Raw genomic sequence first — 21,932 nt, forward strand, 5'->3', positions numbered from 1 at the left:
GGAGAAGCTGGATGCCGTCCGTCGACGCATTGCACAGCCCGATCGATAGCGACCAGGGGGTGGATGGCCGGCCCCGCTGGCCATTGGCCTCGGCAGTGAGTGACCGCCACCGCGGCCCACTGCCGGCCGGTACGCCGGCCACCGTCCTTCGGCGTACTGCGGATTTGCTGGGCGCGCCGCGAGTCCCGTCGACCGGCGTCGGCGAGTCGGCCGCGCTGGACCTCATCGCCGGTCTGCTCGACCAGGACGGGATCGACCTGAGCCACCCCCACGCAGCGGCCCACCTACAGCCGCCGGTGCTCCAGGTCGCCGTCGACGCCGATGCGCTGGCGTCCGCGAGCAACGCGTCGATGGACACCTACGACTCCGGTCCGGCGACGCTCGCGATCGAGCGATGGGTGGTCCAGGCACTGGCCGGTATGGCCGGCTTCGGTCCCACTGCCGACGGCGTGCTGACGCCTGGCGGCTCGATCTCCAACCTGCTCGCGCTGCTGATCGCCCGCGACAGCGCGGCGGCGGCCGTCGGCATCGACGTCCGGGCCGACGGCCTGCACGGTCTCGAGAAGCCGGTCGTGTTCTGCTCCGAGTTCGCTCACTTCTCGGTCCAGCGCGCGTGCGCGGCGCTCGGGCTCGGCGAGGACGCGGCCATCTCGATCCAGGGCGACGCCGACTTCCGGATGCGCCCCGACATCCTCGCCGACGAGCTCGGCAAGCCCGGCCGGACGCCGGTCGCGGTGGTCGCCACCGCCGGTACGACGGACTACGGCTCGGTCGACCCCATCGCGGACATCGCCGCGCTGACTCGCCGGCACGGTGTCTGGCTGCACGTCGATGCGGCGTACGGGTTCGGCGCGTTGTTCTCGGACCGGCTCGCGCCGTTGCTGGCCGAGCTGCCGGCCGCCGACTCGGTGACGCTCGACCTGCACAAGATCGGCTGGCAGCCCGCGGCGACGAGCATGCTGCTGGTCGCGGACCGGGAGCGGTTCGCCGCACTGGGCCGGTCGGTGGACTACCTGAACCCCTCCGATGACATCGATTCCGGGCTGGACGGCCTGCTGGGCCGCAGCCTGCAGACCACCCGGCGGCCGGACGCGGTGAAAGTCGCCACCACGCTGACGGCATACGGCCGGACCGGACTGGGCAGGATGCTCGACACCTGTCACGAGCTCGCGCACGCCGCCGCGGCCAGGATCGTTGCCGACAGCAACCTTGAGTTGCTGGCGCCGGTGACGCTGACCACGGTGCTGTTCCGGATCGCGGGGCGGGGACTGGCGGCGGACGGGCTGACAGCGGGTCAGCTCGATGCCGTCCAGGGTGAGGTCCGGCGCCGGTTGCTGACGTCCGGGCGGGTGCTGATCGGCCGGACCAGGATCCCGGCCCGCGGTGGCCGGCCGGCGGCGGTGGCGTTGAAGTTGACGCTGCTCAACCCGAACGCCACCGCGACGGACATCGGGGAACTGCTCGACCAGGTCGTGGCGACCGGCCACGACGTTCTGTCTTGCGAGGGAGCAGCGTGATCTCACCAGCCGCGGTATCGGCCGAAGCCCACCTCAACGCGATCCTGCGTTGCTACACCCGGGAGACCTCCGTCTCCGTCGACCCCGGTCTGCTGACCCTGAAGGTCGGCGACTCGACCGTGACGGCCACCGTGCTGCACGCGTCGAGGACCGGGCTGCACCAGTTCACCGACGTCTGCGTGGACGACGTACCGGTGACGCCGGAGCGCCTCGTGCGGTTGCTGTCCGTCGATGCGGACCCGGGCGAGATCGACGACCTGGCCGCCCGGACGGCGGAGTCGGTCCGCAACGTGGCGACCTTCGTGGCCGAGCCGGTGGAGTACGGCCCCGGCCGCTTCCTCGAGGGCGAGCAGGCGTTGCTGTACGGCCATCTGAACCACCCGGCTCCGAAGAGCCGGGACGGACTGAGCGGGGCCGAGCTGGCGGAGTACTCGCCGGAGCTCGGTGGCCGTTTCGCGGTGCACTGGTTCGCGATCGACGCCGAGTTGGTCTCGTCGGACCAGGTGGCCGGCGCGCCATCGCTGCAGGGACTGGACGCCCCGCAGTTGATGGCCGCGCTGGCCGGTATCACTCCGCCCGACGGCCGGGTCCTGGTGCCGGCCCATCCGTGGCAGGCCGCTGACCTGGTCAAGCGCCCACGGGTCGCCGCACTGATCGCTGACGGTCGGATGGAGCCGCTGGGCCCGCTGGGTGCCCAGTGGTACCCGACGTCGAGCCTGCGCACGGTCTACCACCCGGACCTGCCCGTGATGCTCAAGCTCTCACTGGGCCTGCGCATCACGAACTCCCGGCGCGAGTCGACGCCGACCGAGCTGCGCCGCGGCCTGGAGATCAACCGGCTCCTGGATGCCGCCTACGACGCCGGTACTGCGACTGCGCATCCGCGGTTCTCCATCGTGCGCGACCCGGCCTGGATCGCGCTGGATGAGGGTGGCCCTCTGTTGACCGGGCTGGACGTCGCTGTGCGCGAAGTACCGGCTGGCATTGACGACTACATGTGTCTGGCCGGCTTGGTAGCGCCGCGGCCTGGAGAGCTCAGCCGTCTAGGCGATGCTGTCGCTGGGCATGGCGATGGCGGGGCAGAGGCGTGGGTGGCGTCGTACGTGGATGAGCTACTCGTCCCGATGCTCCACCTGTACGCCGAGACGGGGATCGGGCTGGAGGCCCACCAGCAGAACACTCTCGTTCGCCTGGACGACGCCGGGCGCGTTGTGGGCGGGGCCTATCGGGACAACCAGGGCTACTACCTTGCCTCGTCGTACCTGAAGGGTCTGCTCGAGGTCACCGGCCTGCCAGACTCGACGCTGGCCGTGGTGGAAGACGCCATCGTGGACGACCGGTTGACCTACTACATGCTCCACAACCAGGCGCTGGCCGTCGTGGGCTCGCTGGCCGTTGACGGGCTCGCGGACGAGGACAAGCTGCTCGGTGTGGTCCGTGACCGGCTGTCGGAGGCACTGCCGTCATTGAAGGCTGCCGGGCCGGATGGGGATCGTCTGGCGCAGCGCTGGCTCTCCGCGGACCAGCTGCCCTGCAAGGCGAACATGATGACCAGGTTGCGCGGTATCGACGAGGTAGTGGCGCCCCTGGACGCGCAGTCGGTCTACCTGGAGGTGCCGAACCCCCTTCGGTTGGACGCACGGTGATGTGTGATGTCGCGCCGTTGCTGCACCTGGACAACGGCTTCGACCTGCGGCCCGCAACCGCGGCAGACGCCTCGACCGTCGCCTGGTGGATGGCCCAGCCTCACATCGAGAAGTGGTGGGAACAGCACTGGTCGGTGGAGCGCTGGACGCAGGAGATCGAGAACCAGGCCGCGGGTGAGCATTCCATCCCCTGCCTGACCTCGATCGACGGCGACGACCTCGGTTACGTCGAGCTGTACCGCGTGCGGCACGACAGGCTCGCCGAGTACTACGACTGGCAGGAGCACGACTGGGGCCTGCACGTGGCGATCGGCGACCCCGGACGTCTGGGCAAGGGACTGGGTCGCAGGTTGCTGCGTTCGCTGACCGACGCGTTGTTCCGGGCCGATCCCCGGTGCACGCGGGTGGTCGCGGAGCCGGACATCACCAATGTCGGCTCGGTACGCGCCTTCGGAGCTGCCGGCTTCGACCCCCAGGGGGAGCTACAGCTCCCCGAGAAGACAGCACTACTGATGATGCGCAACCGCGCAGTGGAGGCCTGAGATGACTACCGCCCCGTACGACGTGATCGCGATCGGCTGCGGGCCGTTCAACCTCGGCCTGGCCGCATTGGCCAGTGGTGTCGACGAGGTGAACCTGGCCGTGCTGGACGGCCGGCCGGAGTTCACCTGGCATCGCGGCCTCATGTTCGACGACGCGATGTTGCAGGTGTCGTTCCTGGCCGACCTGGTCAGCCTGGTGGAACCGGCGCACCCGCTGTCGTTCCTGTCGTACCTGCGGGACAACGACCGGCTGTACCAGTTCTACGTGCGGGAGAAGTTCCACCCGACCCGGCTGGAGTACGAGGCCTACCTGCGCTGGTGTGCTGCGCAACTGGACTCACTGCACTTCGGGCATCAGGTGACCGAGGTGGTCTTCGACGGTGATGTCTTCGCGTTGACCGTGGAGCGCGCTGGGTCCGTCGAGGTGTTCAGGGCTCGGCACCTGGTGCTGGGTGTCGGCACTGAGCCCGCAGTACCGGCTGCACTGGCCGACTTGCCGGAGGAGAGGTTCCTGCATTCTGCGGACTACCTGTATCGCCGGGACGAGTTGCTGCGCGCAGGACGCGTGACAGTCGTCGGATCGGGGCAGTCGGGCGCAGAGTGCGCGCTGGACCTCCTGCGGGCCAACGCAGCTGGTGGGCCGGGCGTGAGCTGGCTGACCCGCACAGCGGCGTACACGCCTCTGGACTACTCCAAGCTGGTGCTGGAGATGACGACACCGTCGTACGTCGACTACTTCCACGCGTTGGAGGAGCCGGTGCGCGACAAGCTGGTTAAGGACCAGTGGCGGCACTACAAGGGCATCTCCTCGGACACGTTGGAGGAGATCCACGACGTGCTCTACCAACGCGACCTCGGTACTGCGGCTGTGGCGCCCGTGGAGCTGCAGGTCGGGGTGGCAGTGGAGTCGGCGGTTGCCCGTGCTGACGGGATCGAGCTGACCATGCGGCACGCTGACAGCGGCCGAACCTTCCAGCACGTGACAGACGCAGTGGTGGCCGCTACTGGCTACCGCAACCGGCCGCTGCCGTTCCTGTCAGCGCTGGAGCCGCTGGTGCACAAGGACGCGGCCGGGCGCTGGGTGGTCAACCGGGATCACAGTGTCGGTACAGAGGATCCCTTGACCGGCAGGCTGTTCGTGGCGAACGCGGACCTGCACAGTCACGGTGTTGCAGCACCCGACCTGGGCATCGGGGCGATCCGCAACGCCACCATCCTCAACAGCGTTGCCGGACGCGAGATCTTCCGGCTGCCCAAGTCCACTGCGTTCACGACCTTCTCCGTCCCCGCATGAGCTGGACAGAGCGGTCCACGGAACTGCTGGCCCAGCTGATCTCGCAGCTCTGCACGGAGGACCTCCTGCAGCCCGACGGTGATGGGTCCGACGGTGAGCGGCTTGTGCTCGGCCCGGCGACCTACACGTTCTCCGCGACGCGTGGCGCCTTCGGGAGCTACCAGGTCGTCCCCGGCTCGGTACGGCGTACTGCCACCGGCATTCTCGGCAACGACGAGAGTGAGGAGGCTGTTGACCCGGTGCAGTTCCTGGTGGACGCAGCGGGGATCCTGGGGCTCGCCGGGTCCACAGTGGCCGGCTATGTGGCCGAGCTGTCGAGCACGCTCGCTGCCGACGTACGGATGGCCTCTACTGCCGTGCCGAACGCAGACCTCCTAGGCCTGTCGCACTCGGAGCTAGAGGGTCACCTGACCGGCCACCCACTCCTGGTGGCCAACAAGGGCCGCCTAGGCTTCTCCGCCGCCGACAGCCTCCGCTACACCCCCGAAGCCCGTACTCCGCTCCGCCTGGTCTGGCTGGCCGTACGTCGCGGGCTGGCCGAGTTCCGGGGGACCCCGGAGCTGTCGGAGCACGCGGTGGTTGGCCGGGAGCTTTCGCCGGAAGCACTTGAAGCGTTCCGCTCGCAACTGGTCGACCCGGACTCGTATGTGTGGCTGCCTTGTCATCCGTGGCAGCTTGACCACGTAGTACGGACGCAGTGGGCTCGTGAGTTGGCAACTGGCGAGATCGTGGTACTGGGGGAGGGGCCTGACGAATACCTGCCCACGCAGTCGATCCGGACGATGGTGAACGTCTCGCAACCCCTGCGCTACCAGGTGAAACTGCCACTGAAGATCCTCAACACCTCGGTGTATCGCGGGATCCCGGCACACTGCACTCTGGCGGCCCCGATGGTGACCCAGTGGCTGCGAGGGCTCTGGTATCGCGACGAGGTGTTCAACCGGTTGGGGACCGAACTGCTGGGTGAGGTCGCGTCGGTGACTGTTCGCCACCCGCAGCTCTCGGAGGGCGTGCCCTACCAGTGGACTGAGACGCTCGGCTGCATCTGGCGAGACCCGCTGACGCCACGCCTGCAGGCGGGCGAGACGGCATGGCCGCTGGCCGCAGTACTACACCGAGACGCAGCAGGCGAGCCCTTGGTGGCCGCCATGATCGCCGCCTCCACCGCTGACGCCACCACCTGGGTAGCCGAACTCATCTCCACTCTCGTCCGCCCACTACTCCACCTGATGCACCACTACGGCATCACGGTGAACCCGCACGGCGAAAACCTCTCGATCATCTGCGGCCCCGAAGGCGTCCCCACCCGCCTCGTCGTCAAGGACCTGGTCGACGACATCAACATCTCCACCACCCCCATCCCGGCCCGAGGCCCCGAACCCGACACCCACGACCGAGTCCTCCCACGCAAGCCCTGGCACATCCTCCGCCAGTACCTGGTAGACGCCCTCTTCCTAGGCGTCTTGAACCCCCTGGCCGACATCCTCTCCGAAGCCGACCTACTCACCCCAGACACCTTCTGGGGCCTACTCCGCGGCGAAATCGAGGCCTACACCACCGCCCACCCCGAACACCTCGACCGCCTAACCGCAACAGCCCTCCTGGACAAAACCTTCGCCCGCTACCCCTTGAACGGCTACCGCCTAACCCTCGGCTACACCGACCTGGACACCCGCCCACCCATCCCAGTAACCGGCCAAATGCCCAACCCCTTGTACGAGATACTAGGCATTCCCCCGAGCCGCCCGTGGTGAGTTGGGCTGCTTACGCCAGCTCTGTAGCTCTTCGTCGATGACGATTGCCAGGCCGAGCAACTCGCCCTCTCGCTCGGGTAGTCCCGCGAGTGAGAGGCCTACTGGGAGACCTCGCTCATCCAGGCCAGCAGGGACGCTGAGGGCAGCGAAGCCGGCTACCGACCAAGGCACGGAAAGGCGGATGTGCGGGCCCTTCGGCTCACCTGTCGTAGTGAGCAGTGGAGGCGGTGCGTCGAGGGTCGGGTGGGCGATCGCATTCAGCCGATGGTCGGCCATGATCTGCCGCCATCTGTCCTCCCAGAGCCCGCGAAGACGCTGCGCTTCGGCATACCGCTCGGGAGTGATGCCAGCACCCATCTGGACCCGCCCGAGAACCTGCGGCGTGTACAAGTGGCTGTGCGGACGCAGCAGCTGATCGTGAACCTCCAAGGCCTCAACCGTCGTGATCGTGTCGAACACTCCGACTGAATCTCGCAGGATCTGTTCGGCAAGGGTCGGGGTGCCGATCTCCACGAGTTCGGCACCCCGAAGGACCAGTTCTCCCAAGGCGTCTCGGCAGACGTCGGCCAACTGCTCGTCGACTTCCTTCCACGACATCTCGATCGGCAAGCCGATCCGCACACCGCCCAGATCCGAGGGTGGTGCCAGCGGGTACGCCGGGATGGCAACGTCCCTGCTGCCCGGGTCTCGCGGGTCGAAGCCGGCCAGTACTCGCATCACCAGCGACACGTCGAGCATCCGCCGAGCCATCGGTCCACTGACGTCGAACGACCGACTCAGCGGGATGACGCCGAACCGCGACACTCGGCCGGCGCCGCTCCGCAACGTCGATACCCCGCACGCCGCGGCCGGAATCCGCAACGAGCCACCGGTGTCTGTACCGATCGCCAACGGAGCCATCCGCATGGCCAACGCTGCAGCCGATCCGCCGGACGAACCTCCAGGACTTCTCCGGATGTCCCAGGGATTCCGGGTCAACGCGGAACCGGTGCCGTATGCGAACTCGTGAGTCGCGGTCTTCCCCAGCAGGCCGGCCCCCGCCCCAGCCAACCGCTCCCAGACCGCTGCGTCCTCTTCGGGATAGAAAGCAGAGAGGACTTTGCTTCCCGCTGTGGTAAGGATTCCATTGGTCAGAAACAGGTCTTTGACCGCCACCGGAACGCCGGCCAGCACGCCCACGGTCCGGTGATGCGCACGAGCTTCATCCGCGGAGTCCGCGGCGGCCATCGCCAGTTCTGGCGTCCTGGTGACGAAGGCGCGAATCTCGGGCTCGGACTTCTCGATCCGGTCCAGACAGTCGGTGACGAGTTCGCGGGCCGAGAGCTTGTGACCGTCCAGTTGATCGAGAATCTCGACCAGGCTGAGGTCCGCGGCGTCTTCGGTCACCCGACGAGCGTACGAAAATAACCCGCCCGGGGCGGGCCCGGGCGGGTCGTCGGATCAGTGCTGAACGGCTGCGGCGACGCTGTAGAGGCCGAAGCAGAAGACCACGATCACCCCGAACAGAAGGATGAAGAGGATCTGCCTCCAGAACGAGATGAGAAGCACCGCGGTGGCCAGTACGACGAGCGTCACCAGAATGTCATTCTGCGGCATGAGAGGATCCCTCCGATTCGCGTACGACAAGTACTTGCTTTTCACCGGTACTGAGCTAGATTGGCCCGGTGCCCCGTCTGTTTTGCGTTGATTCCAGTGAACGACAGGTCAAAAGGGTGTCAATGCGAAGTATTGGTGTATGCCGGAACGCCAGGTTTCGCGGGGGAATTGCCTGAATTCCGTCATGCCACAGCAAGTTCCGTGGGGGACGTTGCCAAGTGGCCGAGGCAGTTGCCAATTGGCAGCTCGAACGGTGTCGTGACCCTCTCTCTGCTGGATCGTTACTTGAAGGTCATGAGGTCTCGGGTTTAACAAGCCGGCGTGTCGCGGGGGTGCGCAGGGCTCGGAGCTTGTAGAAGTGAGCACTGGCCAGTGCCTGGCCGCTTTGGTTGACACTGTTGATCGCAGTAATGAACGGACGGGCAGGCGCTCTGAGTGAGTGGCAATTCCACACAGCTGGCGATCGCGCCGGCAACGCAGCAGCGTCAGGCAACCGATCAGATGCCCCTCGCAACTATGACGTCGCCCCGCACGGCCACTCCGAGTGCGAACTTGTCGCTCGACGACTGCCGTGACCCTTCCTCCGAGTTCGGCCGACTGGTCAAGGAGGCTGCCCGACGGCGGGGGGTTGAGCCGCGAGCGCTCGCAGTGCGAGCCTTGCTGCATCTGCCACGCGTCGCCGGGTTCGGCGGACGGTTGACGCGGCGACAGGTGGGGGCGGAGATTGCCAGGAGTGCGGATGAACTGTTGTCGGATCAGGCAAAAGTGGAGCGTCTGGTGCCGGCCGGAGTCTTCGAGTTGCAGGACCTGCGATTCGTCGCGGACTACAGCGGCGCCGATGCCGAGGCGGTCTTCACGCACCTGCACTACTTGCGAAACGCTCGTCCCGGCGCCTTGAACTACGCCTTGGTTGATCCCGTCTACGGCCAGCCGATCAGTCTGTGCAGCGTGTCTCCGCTGGAGTGGCGTCGTGTCGGACGTCAGATCGCCACCCAGTTCAAGGTACCGATGGCGGGGGTGTGGGACATATCCCGCGTCTACTCGTTCGACGTCGCGCCCCCCAATGCTATTTCGTATCTGCTGGCCAGGGTGCGTAGTGATATGCGGCGACGCAGGTCCGACGTTCAGTTACTTACGACGGCTGTGGACCCTAACCTTGGATTCACCGGTTCCAGTTATCTTGCTGCGAACTGGCAACGATGGATGACCATCAAGGCTCGGCCGTACATGTACTATCGGAACCGCTATGTGAGCCCGCGTCAGTTGCGTGCACAATTCGACACAACCAATGTGGCGGAGTTGGGAGCCATGCACGGCGGAGAGTTTCAGCAGAGTAGGGCTCGCCTGCTCGACTCGATGATTTTCTGCTGCCGGGTCACAGGTACGACGGAGTTCGTTCCACCGGAGCTACAGCGGCGGTTGCATCGCTGAGTCGCGGTCACCAGTCGCCTGCGGTCTCACGATGAAGCGTGAGCGACTGAGCAGAGATTCGACTCGGCCGCGGTCGGGCATCGAGTTGGAGAGTGGGAAGTCGGCGGTCGCGCACGCCATGGCTGCCGTCGCCCACATGGCTCGCTGTTCGGAGAAGACGCCTCCGCCGTCGATCAGTTGGGCCGCGAGCGCGGCGCAGAAGGCGTCGCGAGCCGCTGACGACTCCTTGTAGATCGAAGGAAAGCTGGGGACGCTGAAGGTCTCGAGTTCGGTGTTGGAGTAGATCGTGCACCCGCCGTTGCCGGGGATGCAGAGAGTTTCCACCCCGTAGGCCAGAAGATTCCGGGCCACTGGATCTGGGTCGAACCTGTCTTGGCCAGGCGGGGAGTAGCGTCCGAGCTCCCAGGCGTGCGCCACCATGTAATCGATCTGGGCCAGTGAATGGCGCGAGATGTCGTCGTCCGGATACGGCTGTCCTGGGGTGACGATCACCAATGGACGGTCATGATCGACGGAATGCACCAGTTCCAGGGTCCGCTGTACCGTCTCCCGAGGAATTTCGAAAGTCACCAGGACCGCATCACAGGTGGTCAGCTCCTGCAGCATGCCCTCTACGTCGCGAACCTCGAGCCTGATCTCCGTCTGGTTCCGCCAGTTCACGGCGATGCTGTCACCCAGCTCCATCTCGATGATGCCGGTAAACGGTGTGCGGGCCTGGCGGACTATCTTGAGCAGCGATGTGTTCACCCGCTCGCCGCGGAGATAGTCGATGATTCCGTGCCCGAAGCGGTCGTCGGCCACCGCGGCGATCAGCGAGACATCCAAGCCAAGACGAGCGGCTGCGACTGCCTGCGAGACGCCTTTGCCCCCAGGGGACAGGTCGAAACTGTAGGCCTCACTGGACGTCTCGTTCTGCGGTAGCGACTTGGTGCGGAAGGTAGCGTCCATGACCGCGCCACCGACAACGATCACGCGTCCTCGCGGTCCGGCCGAGCTGTTGGTGCGGGCGTGAACTGATGTCGGCGTGGACACGCTTTGCGATCCGACCGAGTTCACCTCTCGTCGGATCAGCTGCCGAGCTAGTTCGTCCAGCACCTCGCGCTCGGTCGTGCCACGCAGGGTGCGATCGCTAGGTGCTTCGGCGGCCGGCAGACCCAGCGCATCGTGCAGACGAACCCAATTGCCCAGCAGTGCACCGCGGCGCGTACCGAGGGAATCGGCGCGCAAGGCCTGAACGACTCGCTCCTCGATGCCGTGAGCCAGATACTGCTCGGAGAACAGCCCGAGCGCGAGGATTGCGTCGGCCACGATCCGATGGGTCCCATCGATTGTCTCCAGAACACATTGGGAGACGACTCCGTAGGCAGCAGCGGGGAGATCGACCTTGTGCACATTGGCGAAACGCTGACTGGCATGAAGCTGCAACAGCGGAGCAGCGATACGACCAGGATCATCGTTCAGCCGGGCGATGGTGAGCCCACCCCGCGCTCGCATCTTTTGCAGGACGTGAGTCAGCACCAGCGCACTCGGCGGTTCCCATTCGTCATTGCGCTCCGCCACCCGTTGAACCCTCCTCCGTTATGTGTGGTCACAATCGTTGCATCTCCGCGCCGGGGAACAGTAATGCCGCGAGTCGTTTTCTAACTAAGGGCAGCCAGTTGCTGGTCGACGCGAAAGCGGTCGGGGAGTTGGACCGGCCGGCCCAGGGGGTCGGTGGTGCAGGCCATGGCGGCGGTGGCCCATTTGGCTACCTCGGGGGTGAGGGTTCGGTCGTGTTCGAGGAGTTTGGTCGCGAGGGCCGCGCAGAAGACGTCTCTTGCTCTGGACGATTCTCTGGAAGGTGATCCGAACGTCGGCAGGCGGAAGGTGCCCGGCAGGGATTTGGTATCCGAATAGATCGAGCCGCCGTTGTTGCGGAGGAGGCAGAGAGTCTCGACGCCTCGGGACAGGACGTGTTGTCCGACCCGGTCAGGGTCGAAGTGAGTCATCCTGGCCGGTTCGTACTGTTCAAGCTCCCAGGCGTGGGCGACCATGAAGTCGATCATCCGGAGAGAGGGCCGGGAGAGCTCTTCGTCCACGTAGGGCTGGCCGGGAGTCACGATGGTCAGCGGCCTCGACCGTGGATCGGTGTGGGCCACAGCGAGAGCTTGCTGGACTGATTCGCGGGGAATCTCGAAGGTGAGTAGGAGCGCCTCGCAGTTCACCAGGTTCGGGGTCAGTTCGACGATGTCGCGTGGGTCGAGGCTGACCTCCTCCTCGTTGCGCCAGATCAGGGCGGTGCTGTCGCCCTCGCCCTGCTCGAAGACCCCGGTGAATGGAGTCCGGGCCGAGGGGACTCGTTTGATCAGGGAGATGTCGACGTTCGCAGCCTGCAGGTGGTCGATGATCTGGTCGCCGAACTGGTCGTCGCAGAGGGCCGCTACCAACGCCACGTCCAAGCCGAGCCGTGCGGCTGCGACGGCTTGGGTGAGCCCTTTGCCGCCGGGGGAAAGGCTGAAGTCGTAGGCCCGGCCGGAGGTTTCGTGGCCGGGGATTCGCTTGGTGCGGAAGATGGCGTCCATCACCGCGCCGCCGATCACAAGCACTTGATTGAAGTGCCTGGGACCTGCGGGGTGCGGAACCGTGGTCCGCGCAGCCGGCTGCGGCGGCACGGACGGAGGGCGGTCGCCGAGTTCGGCCAGTTTGGCGGCGAGGTGGCTGAGGACGCGGAGTTCGATTGTTTCGCGGAGCGTGCGGTCGGCGGGTGGGGAGTCGGCTGCCGATCCGAGGGCGGTATGTAATCGTTGCCAGTCGCGCAGCAGCGCGGTACGCCGGCGTCCGAGGCCGTCGGATTCGAGGTCGCGAATCGTTCGCTCCGGGATGCCGGATGCCCGGTAGTCGTCCGAGAACAGGCGGAGGGCAAGGACAGCGTCGGCGACCAGGCGATGGGTGGGGTCGTCGAGGGAGTGGACGCATTGGCGCACGATTTCCAGTGCCGCCTCGGACGGGTCTGTGTGATCGGCTGCTGCCAACTGCTGGACTGCGGGCAGGTTGAGGAGTGGTGCGGAGTTGCGGTGGTCTCGTTGCAGGCGGGCGGGAGTCAGGCCCTCGTGCATTCTGAGCTTCAGCAAGGTATGCGTGAGGATCTGGCTTTGCGATGACTCAGGCGGGTCGTGTTGGTCTTCCATACGCCCCCCGCGTCGCCGCTGTCCGGAATTTCCAGTATGCGCAAGAACTCTGCGCAGTGACACCGCTCGGCCTGTCGGATTGCCGGTCAGCGGAGGGCGGTTAGCCAGCGGGCTGCTTGTTTGGCGTTTTGTAGGCGGCGTTCGTAGGTGGCTCCGACGGTGAGGAGGATTAGGCCGGCGGTGGCTAGGGTGATCCAGCGGGGGATGAGCGGGGCTACTTCGAGGAGTTGCCAGAGGGCGATTTTTTGGAGGACGCCGGCGCCGATGATGAAGGGGGCCTGTAAGGCGTAGTGGGTGCCGATCAGGATGATGGTTACGGCGGCTGCTACTACGAAAGTGGTGCGGAGGTAGTCGTCGTTGCTGTTGGCAATTAGTGCTGAGGGGACCAAGCCGAGTAGGAGGCCGGGGCCCAGGAAGATCCAGCTTGACTGGTCGCGCCAGCTGTAGATGCCGGCCGCGAGCATGACGGCTGCTGGTGGCAGGGTGAACCATTCAATGGTGGTCGCGCCGGCGCCTAGGGCGAAGGCGGTGTTGGCGATGGCGAGCAGTAGCACGGCCGTGAGGTGGGCCTGCCGGCGTGCTGGGCGCATGCCGTAGGCAACCAAGGGGGCGGCGGTGATGGTGAGGGTGGCGCCGAAGAGGCTGGTGCTGCCTTCCAGTACCGCGAAGACTCCGGCCAGTACGGCCGCGGCGGCCGCGCATCCGAGTAGCCAGCGCTCCAAAGGCGGCTCCGTTATCAGGCACGCGACGGTGATGGAGACGGCACCGACGACTGAGAGCAGGATGCCGCCGGTCCAGAGGTTGAAGACGTCGTCGTAGGTCAGCAGGACTACCGCCAGTTGGGCAGCGAGGCTCGCGGTGATCGAACCCGGCAGTCGGTTCAGCCGCTTGCGCCAGACGGCGATGACGGCCAGTCCGGCGGCGATCGCGGAGATCAGGCCGAGCTGGACGACGTCCGCAACGAGGAGGCAGAACAAGAGGTTGACCATGGCAACGACTCCGGCCGCGGTCCAGGCCATAGCAGCCCGTACGCCGGTCCGCTGGGCCATCAGCAGCACGACGAGTGCCAGGGCTGTGGCGAGGGCGGTGTCCAGCCAGCGGCCGACAGTGGGGAGCTGAGGCAGACATGCTGCCACCGCGAAGGCGGCGGCCGCAGTACAGGTGGATTCGCCGAGTGCTGGTGGTAGGGCGCGGGGGAGTGCGAACTTGCGGAGCAGGAAGATGCCGGTCGCCGCGGCCAGGACGATGACGACGGTGGTGAACAGGACCGGAGGGAGCGCTGTCAGGGAGCCGTCGAAGAAGTCGCCGAAGTCCGCGCGGGCCTGGGCTGAGTAGTGGGCAGCGAGACTGAGGTAGATGCGGACCGTGCCGGTGATCATCAGGGCCCAGAACACCAGGGCCGCGCAGATGGCGCCGGTGACGCGGACGGCCTTCGTTCCCTCGGTGGACCAGTACACGGTGATCGTCACCTGGAGCAACAGGCCGAACAAGAAGAGCGCCAGTCCGGTCTGGCCGGCCATGATGAACGGCAACGCGAATTGGCCGATGATGACGGTGGCGACACCGTACGTGACAACTGTGGGTGCGATGCGTGACATCAGAAGGTTGGCCGCGGCAACTAGTGCGGCGGCGAGGCCGACGTAGACGAGGCCGTCGACGGCCCGGGCGGGGGTGAGGCCGAGCGCGTGGGCGCCGTACAGGTCGACGGCGAGCAGACCGATGCCGAGGATGGCGAGCGCTTCGGCTGTCCCGGTCAGTTTGTGGCGCGCGGCCGGGACGGAACCGGCCAGGGAGAGTGCGGCCAGCGTGGCGATGATCGAAGCCTGGACCGGGATCGAGAGGCTGTCCCAGTTGACGGCGAGGAAGGTGACGCCGGCGGCGAGCAGGAGCAGGACACCGAGGCTGAGAAGTGTCGCCTGCGGGCTCAGACGCCTGCGGGGCTGCTTGGGTTTCGGCGGTGCCGATTGGCGCAGGGAGCTTTGGTAGGTGGGCGACGCTGCGCGCTTGGGCGTCGGGGCTGCCGCAGCAGGCCGCGCAGGCGTCGGCGGTGCTGGCGGGCGCGTTGGCTGCGTGGCCGGGGCGAAGGAGCGCGGCGGCAACGCTGGAGTGGCCAAGCGCGCTGTGGGCAGCGGCGATGTCGTCACGGGAGCTGCAGGCAGCGGTGGTGTCGCGACGGACGCTGCGGGCAGCGGTTGTGCTGCCACAGGCGCTGCGGGTGGAGGCGGTGCGGGCATCGGGCGTGTGGCCGAGGCGGCTGCAGTTGTGGGTTGCCGGAATGGTTGAGGCTGGGGGGTCAGGCGGACGTCCAACTGCAGTGGGGTGCGGCAGACAGGGCACTGGAAGTGGGTGGGGTGGGCGTTCATCTGGCGGCCTCCTCGATGGTCAAGCTCACTATCGCCAGGTGGAACGGGTGCACGCTTGAGTACGTCTACTCAATTCGTCGCGTAGGCTGCTGCGGGTCTGCCGGTTGATCAGAGCGGCGAGGCGAACACGGGGAGCAAGATGAAGACTGGATACGTGGAGCTCGCAAGGGCTCAGCAAGAGCGGTGGCAGGCGGCGTACGCACAGGATCCGAGCCTGCACGGCTCGGCACCGTCGGCGGCAGCCCGCTGGACGGCCAAGCTGTTCGGTGCCGCAGGCATCGATGATGTGCTGGAGCTGGGCGCCGGGCAGGGACGGGACGCGTTCTACCTTGCCAGGCAGGGGTTCAGCGTCCATGCCACCGACTTCAGCGAGGCGGCGCTCGACCGGCTGCGGCTCGAAGCGCAGCGCGAGGGACTGGACGATCGCGTCACCGCCGCGCTGCACGACGTCCGCGACCCGCTGCCGCCGGCCGACGCGACCGTCGGCGCGGTGTACGCCAACGTCGTGCTGAACATGGCCTTCTCACGGACCGAACTACGGGCCCTGGTCAACGAGATCCGCCGGGTGCTGCGGCCGGGTGGGCTTTTCGTCTACACGGTGTGGTCGACCGATGACAGCCGTTTCGGCAGCTGCCAGGAGATCGGCGACGGTCTGTACGCCAAGGACGGGTTCGCCGGCCGGTTCTTCGACCTCGACCTGGTGCACGAACTGGCCGACCGCTGGGAGCTCGGCGGCGCCGACGCGTACACCGAGGACGGCCGCACCCTGTGGCGGGTCACTCAGGCGAAACCCTTGCCGCCAACCTGAAAATCCCACACCGCCAACCTGAAGCCGGCTCTAACTGTGCGGCGTGCCGTGTTGCGGTGTGGTCACCAAAGCGAAATGTTGCATTGACGAACCCGGTGTGTTCCGACAGGCTCGGTCCGCGTCTCACCTTCAAGCTATGGAGTCACCACATGCATTGGTTTCTGGATCCCCTCAAGAAGTACGCGCAGTTCAGTGGCCGGGCCCGGCGTAAAGAATTCTGGATGTTCGTGCTGTTCAGCTGGCTCATCAGCATCGTCATCAGCATCATCGACCGGGCCCTCGGCACCACGAACGACACCGGCTCCGGTCTGCTGGGCAGCATCTTCAGCCTCGCCATCCTGATCCCGTCGCTCGCGGTCGCCGCCCGGCGCCTGCACGACACCAACCGCTCCGCGTGGTGGCTGCTGCTGATCTTCGCCATCGTGATCGGCTGGATCGTCCTCATCGTGTTCTACGCGCAGGAGGGCAACGCCGGCGACAACCAGTACGGTCCGGACCCGAAGGCCGCCGAGCGCTTCGGTGCCGCGGGCGGTACCGGCGAGCCGGGCTACCCGGGTTACCCGCCGGCGCCGCAGGGCGGCCCGCAGGTCTGATCGACGCCTGCTGATCCGCGAACCTGGTTGAGAGACGCCGGCTCGCGAGTCGTCTGGGTTGACGAAGGCCCGGCACCCCGTACTACGGGGCGCCGGGCCTTCGTGTTGATCAGGAGGCTTGGCTGACGCTGGACATGTTGAAGTCGGGCACCAGCAGCGGCGGGGTCGCAGTACGGGAGAAGTCGTCGCCCCACTCGCGGGAGAACGACGGGACCGTGGCGCCGGCCGCCGTGAAGCGGGCCAGCAGGTCGACCGGGCTCTCGTTGAACCGGAAGTTGTTCACCGCGCCGGTGACCTCGCCACCCTCGACCAGGTAGACGCCGTCGCGGGTCAGGCCGGTCAGCAGCAGGGTCTGCGGGTCGACCACGCGGATGTACCACAGGCAGGTGAGCAGGAGACCGTGGTCCAGCCCCGCGACCAGGTCGTCCGTCGTACCGGTCGCGCCGTCGACGGAGAGCACGTAGTTGTCGATCGACGGGGTCACCGCGGCCGCGCCGGTCAGGTCGGCGGTGAAGCGGCTCTGCATCAGGTTCTCGAGTTTGCCGCCGCGGATCCAGTCGGTCGCGCTGAGGGTGAGGCCGTTGTCGAAGACGCTTGACGAGCCGCCTGACGATCTGGCCACGGCGAACGGGAAGGTCTCCAGCCCGGACAGGTTCGGGTCGGAGCGCAGGCCGACCGGATGCGGAGACAGGACGTCACCGATCCGGGTCCCGCCGGACGGCTTGGAGAAGACGCTGCGGCCTTCGTACGCGTCGCGGCCCTCCAGACGCCAGTACAGGAAGGTCACGAGGTCAGCCACCGCAGCAGGCGGGAGCACTGTCGGGTGCCGGCCCGCGTCGACCGACACGGTCCGGGTGGCCCATCCGAGCCGGCGGTTGAGTTCGGTGTCGATCGCCAGCGGGTCGATGTCGCTGAAGTCGCGAGTGGCCGCTCCGACCCAGGCCGACTGGCTCAGGTCGCCTGCCTTGCCCGTTGCCGAGACGAAGCCGCGAGGCAGGCTCTGGCGCAACCGGAGTCCGGTGGACGACCCGACGTACAGGGTGACGACCTCGTGGTCGGCGAAGCCGTAGAGCCAGCGGTTCTCCTTGCCGGCCTTGCGGAGTGCCTCGCCGAGTGCGGGTGCGAAGTCGCCGTACACGTTGACGGAGGTCTCGTCCGGCTCTGCGTCCCAGTCTGGGCTGACAGCGCCGTCCACCAGCGGCCGTGCGTCCTCTGCAGGGCTGGACTCGCGTGCGGCCGCTACAGCCGCCGACACGAGCTCCCCGAGGCTGGACTCGGTCGTGGACGAGCGACCGACCACACCGGCCGCAGTACCCTCGCCTGCGCCGACAGTGGCGATCACGGTCACTGTGGAGCCGCGCATGGCGCCGTTGGTGGTCAGGGTGTTGTTGGCCCAGCGCAGGTTGGCACTGGAGGTCTCAGCGACCAGTACTACGCACCCCGACGCCCCTGCGGCCGCGGCCAGGTCCAGGCCGCGCTCGATGGTGTCCTGCGGGCTGAGCTGAATGGCGGTCGTCACCGGCCGGCCTCCTGCGTGGTGTTGAGAATGCGGACGTCACGGAACAGTGCGGACGGGCAACCGTGGCTGACCGCGCCACTCTGGCCGGGCTGGGCCTTGCCGCAGTTGAGGGCGCCGTGCAGCTCGTACGTCTGGGGGCCGCCCACTGCTTCCATGGAGCCCCAGAAGTCGGTCGTGGTCGCCTGGTAGGCGACGTCGCGCAGCTGCCCGGCCAGCTTGCCGTCGGTGATCTTGTAGAACCGCTGCCCGGTGAACTGGAAGTTGTACCGCTGCATGTCGATCGACCAGGACTTGTCGCCGACGATGTAGATGCCGTTCTTCACCTGGCTGATCAGCTCCTCGGTCGACGGGCCGTCCGGAGCGGGTTGCAGCGACACGTTGGCCATCCGCTGGATGGGGATGTGCCCGGCGGAGTCGGCGTACGCGCAGCCGTTGGAGCGGGCCGTGCCGAGCAGGTCCTCGTTCACCTTCGCCATCCGGCGGTCGACCTGGTAGCCGACCAGGATGCCGTCCTTGACCAGGTCCCACTGCTGACCGGCAACGCCCTCGTCGTCGTACCCGACAGTGGACAGGCCGTGCGCCGCAGTACGGTCGCCGGTGACGTGCATGATGGGGGAGCCGTACCGCAGGTTGCCCAGCTTGTCGATGGTGGCGAAGCTCGTACCGGCGTAGTTGGCCTCGTACCCGAGGGCGCGGTCCAGCTCGGTCGCGTGGCCGATCGACTCGTGAATGGTGAGCCACAGGTTGCTCGGGTCGATCACCACGTCGTACGTCCCGGCCTCGACGCTCGGCGCACTCATCTTCTCGGCCAGCCAGCCGGGGATCTGGGCGAGCTCCTCATCCCAGTTCCAGCCGGTGCCGGTCAGGTACTCCCAGCCACGGCCGACCGGTGGCGCACAGCTCGCCATGGAGTCGAACCGGCCGGTCTCGGCGTCCACTGCGACCGCCTGGATGTCCGGGCCGATCCGGACCCGCTGCTGCGTGGCGGAGGTGCCTTCGGAGTTCGCATAGAACTTGCACTCGTGGACCGAGTCGACGTGCGCGGTCACGTGCGAGACGCCGTCCGCCTGGAGCAGCCGGTTGCTGTAGTCGGTGAGCAGCGCGACCTTCTCCGACCGCGGCACGGTGAACGGGTCGACCTCGTACGACGAGATCCAGCTGACGTCGTCGTAGACGGGCTCGTCCGCGAGCTCGATCGGCTCGGAGTTGATCGGCCGCGACACCTGAGCCATATGGACGGCCTGTTCGGCGACGCGGACCGCCTCGTCGGTCGTCAGCGCGACACCGGCGGCGAACCCCCAGGTGCCGTCGTGGATCACCCGGACGGCGAGCCCGAGATCCTCGTCGTCGCTCGCGCTCTCCAGCACGGCGTCCCGGAGCGTGATCGACTCCGACCGGATGCGCTCGAGCCGGAACTCGGCGAAGGTGGCCCCGAGATCCTTGGCCCGCTGCAAGGCAGCACCGGCCAGTTCGTGACGGGGAAGGTCTAGGAAGGAAGCATCGACTTCTGGCACAACCTCGACCTTATGGCAGCCGACCCCCACACCCCAGAAGATTTGTGGAACCAGAAGGATGTCCGTGGTGTAGAGACAGTGTGGAAGCGGACGGGAGGCGTGATCAGCGCAGGTGACGAGGCGGCGGTGCTGGCTCGGGTGCGGGGTGGGGAGACTGCCGCGTACGGCGAGCTGGTGATGCTGCACGCCCCGGTAGCGAAGCGGGCGGCCGTCTTCCTGGGGGCCGGTGCGGACGCCGACGACGTCGTCCAGGAGTCGTTCGTCAAGGCGTACCGGGCGCTGGACACCTTCCGGGAGGACGCGGCCTTCCGGCCCTGGTTGCTGCGCATCGTGGCCAACGAGACCCGCAATGTCCTGCGCTCGCGCGGTCGCCGGGCGCGTCGGGAAGAGTCGGCGGTGTTGCACGACGTAGTGCTCGATCCGGCCGACCAGGCCTTGTCCAATGAGCGGAGGGCCGAGCTGCTGGCCGCAGTACAGGCGCTACCTGACCAGTACCGGCTGGTGGTGACCTGTCGCTATCTGCTGGAGCTGGATGAGCAGGAGACAGCCACTGTGTTGGGCTGGCCGCGGGGCACGGTCAAGTCGCGGTTGCATCGGGCGTTGGGGCGCTTGCGGGCGCAGCTGCCGGACAAGGAGGTGCAGCGATGAGCTCGTTGGAGGATGAACTCCGCGCACTCGGCCGCAGTGCTGCCGTGCCACCTGTCGCCGACGGGGTGGCCGCCAAGGTGCTCGAGCGAGTTGCAGAGCCTCCCGTACGCCGTACCTTCGCCGCAGCCGTCAAGGAGAAGTGGCGCGCGTTGCTGGCGCTGGTGGCTCTGCTGCTGGCGGGTGCTCTGGTTGCGCCGCCAGTGCGTGCTGCCGTGGCTGAGTGGCTCAACATCGGGGGAGTGGGGGCGGTGCAGGTCCCCAGCGGGCCGTCCAGTGCACCTCCTCCGCCGACGGTTGCGGGCCAGCTGACTATGGCTGAAGCGTCGAAGGTTGCCGGCTTCACACCGGTCGTCCCAGCTGCTCTGGGGACGCCGACGGGGATAGAGGCCACACCTGGTTTCGTGGCCATGAGTTGGCGGCCGGCCGGCGTACGGCTGGAGCAGTTCCAGGCGGAGCTGTCGCCGATGTACCTGAAGAAGTACTACTCGGAGCTGGAGTACCTGCCGGCGGCTGACGCGTACTGGTTCAGTACGCCGCATGAACTCGTGCTGCTGAAAACGACCGGTGACGAGCAGCGAGTCAGAGTCGCCGGGCCGACGCTCGTCTGGGTACGGAACGGCGTGACTTTCCGCCTCGAAGGCGTGCCGGACAAGGCGCGAGCGGTCGACTTGACCAAGTAACCGGGAACCAGCACGCCGGCGGCGGTGTACCAGAGGTAGTCGAAGGACAGGAGACCGCCATGAGGCACTGGGTACGCCGTACCGTCTTGCTGATCGTGCTGGGCATCGTCGGGGTCGGCGTGCTGCCGGCTCAGGCCGGTGGGCCGACCAGCGTGCTGCTGAGTGCGCCGGAGGTGGGCAAACTGGCTGCCACCGGCTACCAGGACAAGGCCTACGAGCAGCTGCAGCGACTGCTCGACACTCCAGCGGCACCGGAAGGCGGGGAACACGCCATCGGGCCGGCCATCAAGGCGACCTGGCTCATCCACGACGAGACGCCGTGGCGGAGCGACGTGATCTATCCGGACGCGCCGGGCGGGCCGTGGATCGCGACCGTCGTGGACGTGAACGGCACCGACGGGCTGAACGGCACACCGGTCTGGCACCGCCCCACCGACGGCGTCCAGCTGATCAAACTGCTGGTCTCCCTCGACCTGCTTCATGGCAAACCGAAGACCGGCCGCCAGCCGACCACCGCGCCACCGACCACCGCGCCCGCCGTACCGGAGACATCGCCGGACGTGGCGGTCGCGGGTGACACGCCGGTCACCGCTCTGAAGATCGAGGAGAAGCCGCTGCTCGGGTGGCGCTGGTCGATCCCCGGGTTCCTGCTGGGCGCAGCCGCCGCCTATCTGGCGCTTCGCTACCTGCCCCGCCGCAACTGGCAACTGATCGACGAGGAGTAACTCGCCGCGCTCTGAAAGGACCCGCGGGCAAACCCTTGTGCGTGGACTGACATTCTCATCATCCAAGATGTGAGCTGGATGGTGGGAGACTCTGGCCTACCGTCGTTCGGCTGGCGTCTCAGTCCATCGTTGTCA

The 21,932-nt window shown here is 67.0% G+C and carries 18 protein-coding genes; 11 read left to right on the forward strand and 7 right to left on the reverse strand.

The genetic code is table 11. The features are described 5' to 3' along the window. Positions 1-11: 11 nt before the first annotated feature. From ACQPYM_RS19255 to ACQPYM_RS19275, 5 genes are read left to right on the forward strand one after another with little or no spacing between them, the layout of a single operon-like run. Positions 12-1,517, forward strand: coding sequence for a pyridoxal phosphate-dependent decarboxylase family protein (locus ACQPYM_RS19255; RefSeq protein WP_433022536.1), 1,506 nt, complete (start codon positions 12-14; stop codon positions 1,515-1,517). Then, positions 1,514-3,163, forward strand: coding sequence for an IucA/IucC family protein (locus ACQPYM_RS19260; protein ID WP_433022538.1), 1,650 nt, complete (start codon positions 1,514-1,516; stop codon positions 3,161-3,163). The genes ACQPYM_RS19255 and ACQPYM_RS19260 overlap by 4 nt, the downstream gene beginning before the upstream one ends. Further along, positions 3,163-3,705 (forward strand): GNAT family N-acetyltransferase, encoded by a 543-nt coding sequence (locus tag ACQPYM_RS19265; protein ID WP_433022540.1) that lies wholly within the window; start codon positions 3,163-3,165, stop codon positions 3,703-3,705. The genes ACQPYM_RS19260 and ACQPYM_RS19265 overlap by 1 nt, the downstream gene beginning before the upstream one ends. A 1-nt stretch (position 3,706) precedes the next feature. Beyond that, positions 3,707-4,999 (forward strand): lysine N(6)-hydroxylase/L-ornithine N(5)-oxygenase family protein, encoded by a 1,293-nt coding sequence (locus ACQPYM_RS19270; RefSeq protein ID WP_433022542.1) that lies wholly within the window; start codon positions 3,707-3,709, stop codon positions 4,997-4,999. Beyond that, positions 4,996-6,753 carry an IucA/IucC family protein gene (locus ACQPYM_RS19275; RefSeq protein ID WP_433022544.1) on the forward strand — a complete coding sequence of 586 codons (1,758 nt, stop codon included), beginning with the start codon at positions 4,996-4,998 and terminating at the stop codon, positions 6,751-6,753. Before ACQPYM_RS19270 ends, ACQPYM_RS19275 begins: the two co-directional genes overlap by 4 nt. On the opposite strand, the gene ACQPYM_RS19280 is transcribed toward ACQPYM_RS19275, so the two are convergent. Together ACQPYM_RS19280 and ACQPYM_RS19285 are read right to left on the reverse strand one after the other, a co-directional pair. After that, positions 6,724-8,139: an amidase gene (locus ACQPYM_RS19280; RefSeq protein ID WP_433022546.1), complete on the reverse strand. Its 1,416-nt coding sequence runs from the start codon at positions 8,137-8,139 to the stop codon at positions 6,724-6,726. The genes ACQPYM_RS19275 and ACQPYM_RS19280 overlap by 30 nt on opposite strands. Before the next feature lie 54 nt (positions 8,140-8,193). Beyond that, the gene (locus ACQPYM_RS19285; protein ID WP_433022548.1) at positions 8,194-8,349 is read right to left on the reverse strand and encodes a hypothetical protein; all 156 of its coding nucleotides are present in this window, start codon (positions 8,347-8,349) and stop codon (positions 8,194-8,196) included. A 552-nt stretch (positions 8,350-8,901) separates the two neighbouring features. On the opposite strand from ACQPYM_RS19285, the gene ACQPYM_RS19290 reads away from it, so the two are divergent. Next, the gene (locus ACQPYM_RS19290; protein WP_433022550.1) at positions 8,902-9,780 is read left to right on the forward strand and encodes a hypothetical protein; all 879 of its coding nucleotides are present in this window, start codon (positions 8,902-8,904) and stop codon (positions 9,778-9,780) included. On the opposite strand, the gene ACQPYM_RS19295 is transcribed toward ACQPYM_RS19290, so the two are convergent. The 3 genes from ACQPYM_RS19295 to ACQPYM_RS19305 all read right to left on the reverse strand — a co-directional run bounded on the left by ACQPYM_RS19295 (position 9,757) and on the right by ACQPYM_RS19305 (position 15,091). Continuing rightward, positions 9,757-11,340, reverse strand: a complete 1,584-nt coding sequence (locus ACQPYM_RS19295; protein WP_433022552.1) for a PfkB family carbohydrate kinase — start codon at positions 11,338-11,340, stop codon at positions 9,757-9,759. The genes ACQPYM_RS19290 and ACQPYM_RS19295 overlap by 24 nt on opposite strands. Positions 11,341-11,420: 80 nt before the next feature. Beyond that, on the reverse strand, positions 11,421-12,875 hold the full coding sequence (locus ACQPYM_RS19300) for a PfkB family carbohydrate kinase (RefSeq protein WP_433022554.1): 1,455 nt from the start codon (positions 12,873-12,875) through the stop codon (positions 11,421-11,423). 158 nt (positions 12,876-13,033) lie between these two features. Continuing rightward, positions 13,034-15,091, reverse strand: coding sequence for an SCO7613 C-terminal domain-containing membrane protein (locus ACQPYM_RS19305; protein WP_433022556.1), 2,058 nt, complete (start codon positions 15,089-15,091; stop codon positions 13,034-13,036). 358 nt (positions 15,092-15,449) lie between these two features. Between ACQPYM_RS19305 and ACQPYM_RS19310 the strand changes: the two genes are divergently transcribed. Both ACQPYM_RS19310 and ACQPYM_RS19315 read left to right on the forward strand, forming a co-directional pair. Then, the gene (locus tag ACQPYM_RS19310) at positions 15,450-16,118 is read left to right on the forward strand and encodes a class I SAM-dependent methyltransferase (protein ID WP_433022558.1); all 669 of its coding nucleotides are present in this window, start codon (positions 15,450-15,452) and stop codon (positions 16,116-16,118) included. A gap of 149 nt (positions 16,119-16,267) precedes the next feature. Continuing rightward, a complete protein-coding gene (locus tag ACQPYM_RS19315; RefSeq protein WP_433022560.1) occupies positions 16,268-16,711 on the forward strand; it encodes a DUF805 domain-containing protein in 444 nt (147 codons plus the stop codon). 109 nt (positions 16,712-16,820) lie between these two features. On the opposite strand, the gene ACQPYM_RS19320 is transcribed toward ACQPYM_RS19315, so the two are convergent. Beyond that, positions 16,821-18,230 carry a metallopeptidase TldD-related protein gene (locus tag ACQPYM_RS19320; RefSeq protein ID WP_433022562.1) on the reverse strand — a complete coding sequence of 470 codons (1,410 nt, stop codon included), beginning with the start codon at positions 18,228-18,230 and terminating at the stop codon, positions 16,821-16,823. Next, positions 18,227-19,744 (reverse strand): TldD/PmbA family protein, encoded by a 1,518-nt coding sequence (locus tag ACQPYM_RS19325; protein ID WP_433022564.1) that lies wholly within the window; start codon positions 19,742-19,744, stop codon positions 18,227-18,229. Before ACQPYM_RS19325 ends, ACQPYM_RS19320 begins: the two co-directional genes overlap by 4 nt. Positions 19,745-19,843: 99 nt before the next feature. On the opposite strand from ACQPYM_RS19325, the gene ACQPYM_RS19330 reads away from it, so the two are divergent. The 3 genes from ACQPYM_RS19330 to ACQPYM_RS19340 are packed head-to-tail and all read left to right on the forward strand — an operon-like array spanning position 19,844 to position 21,797. Next, complete coding sequence (locus tag ACQPYM_RS19330) at positions 19,844-20,392, forward strand: RNA polymerase sigma factor (protein ID WP_433022566.1); 549 nt, start codon at positions 19,844-19,846, stop codon at positions 20,390-20,392. Beyond that, on the forward strand, positions 20,389-21,072 hold the full coding sequence (locus tag ACQPYM_RS19335) for a hypothetical protein (RefSeq protein WP_433022568.1): 684 nt from the start codon (positions 20,389-20,391) through the stop codon (positions 21,070-21,072). The genes ACQPYM_RS19330 and ACQPYM_RS19335 overlap by 4 nt, the downstream gene beginning before the upstream one ends. A gap of 59 nt (positions 21,073-21,131) precedes the next feature. Continuing rightward, positions 21,132-21,797 (forward strand): hypothetical protein, encoded by a 666-nt coding sequence (locus ACQPYM_RS19340; RefSeq protein ID WP_433022570.1) that lies wholly within the window; start codon positions 21,132-21,134, stop codon positions 21,795-21,797. Positions 21,798-21,932 lie beyond the last annotated feature (135 nt).

Source organism: Kribbella sp. CA-294648 (assembly GCF_050943845.1).
Taxonomy (GTDB): domain Bacteria; phylum Actinomycetota; class Actinomycetes; order Propionibacteriales; family Kribbellaceae; genus Kribbella.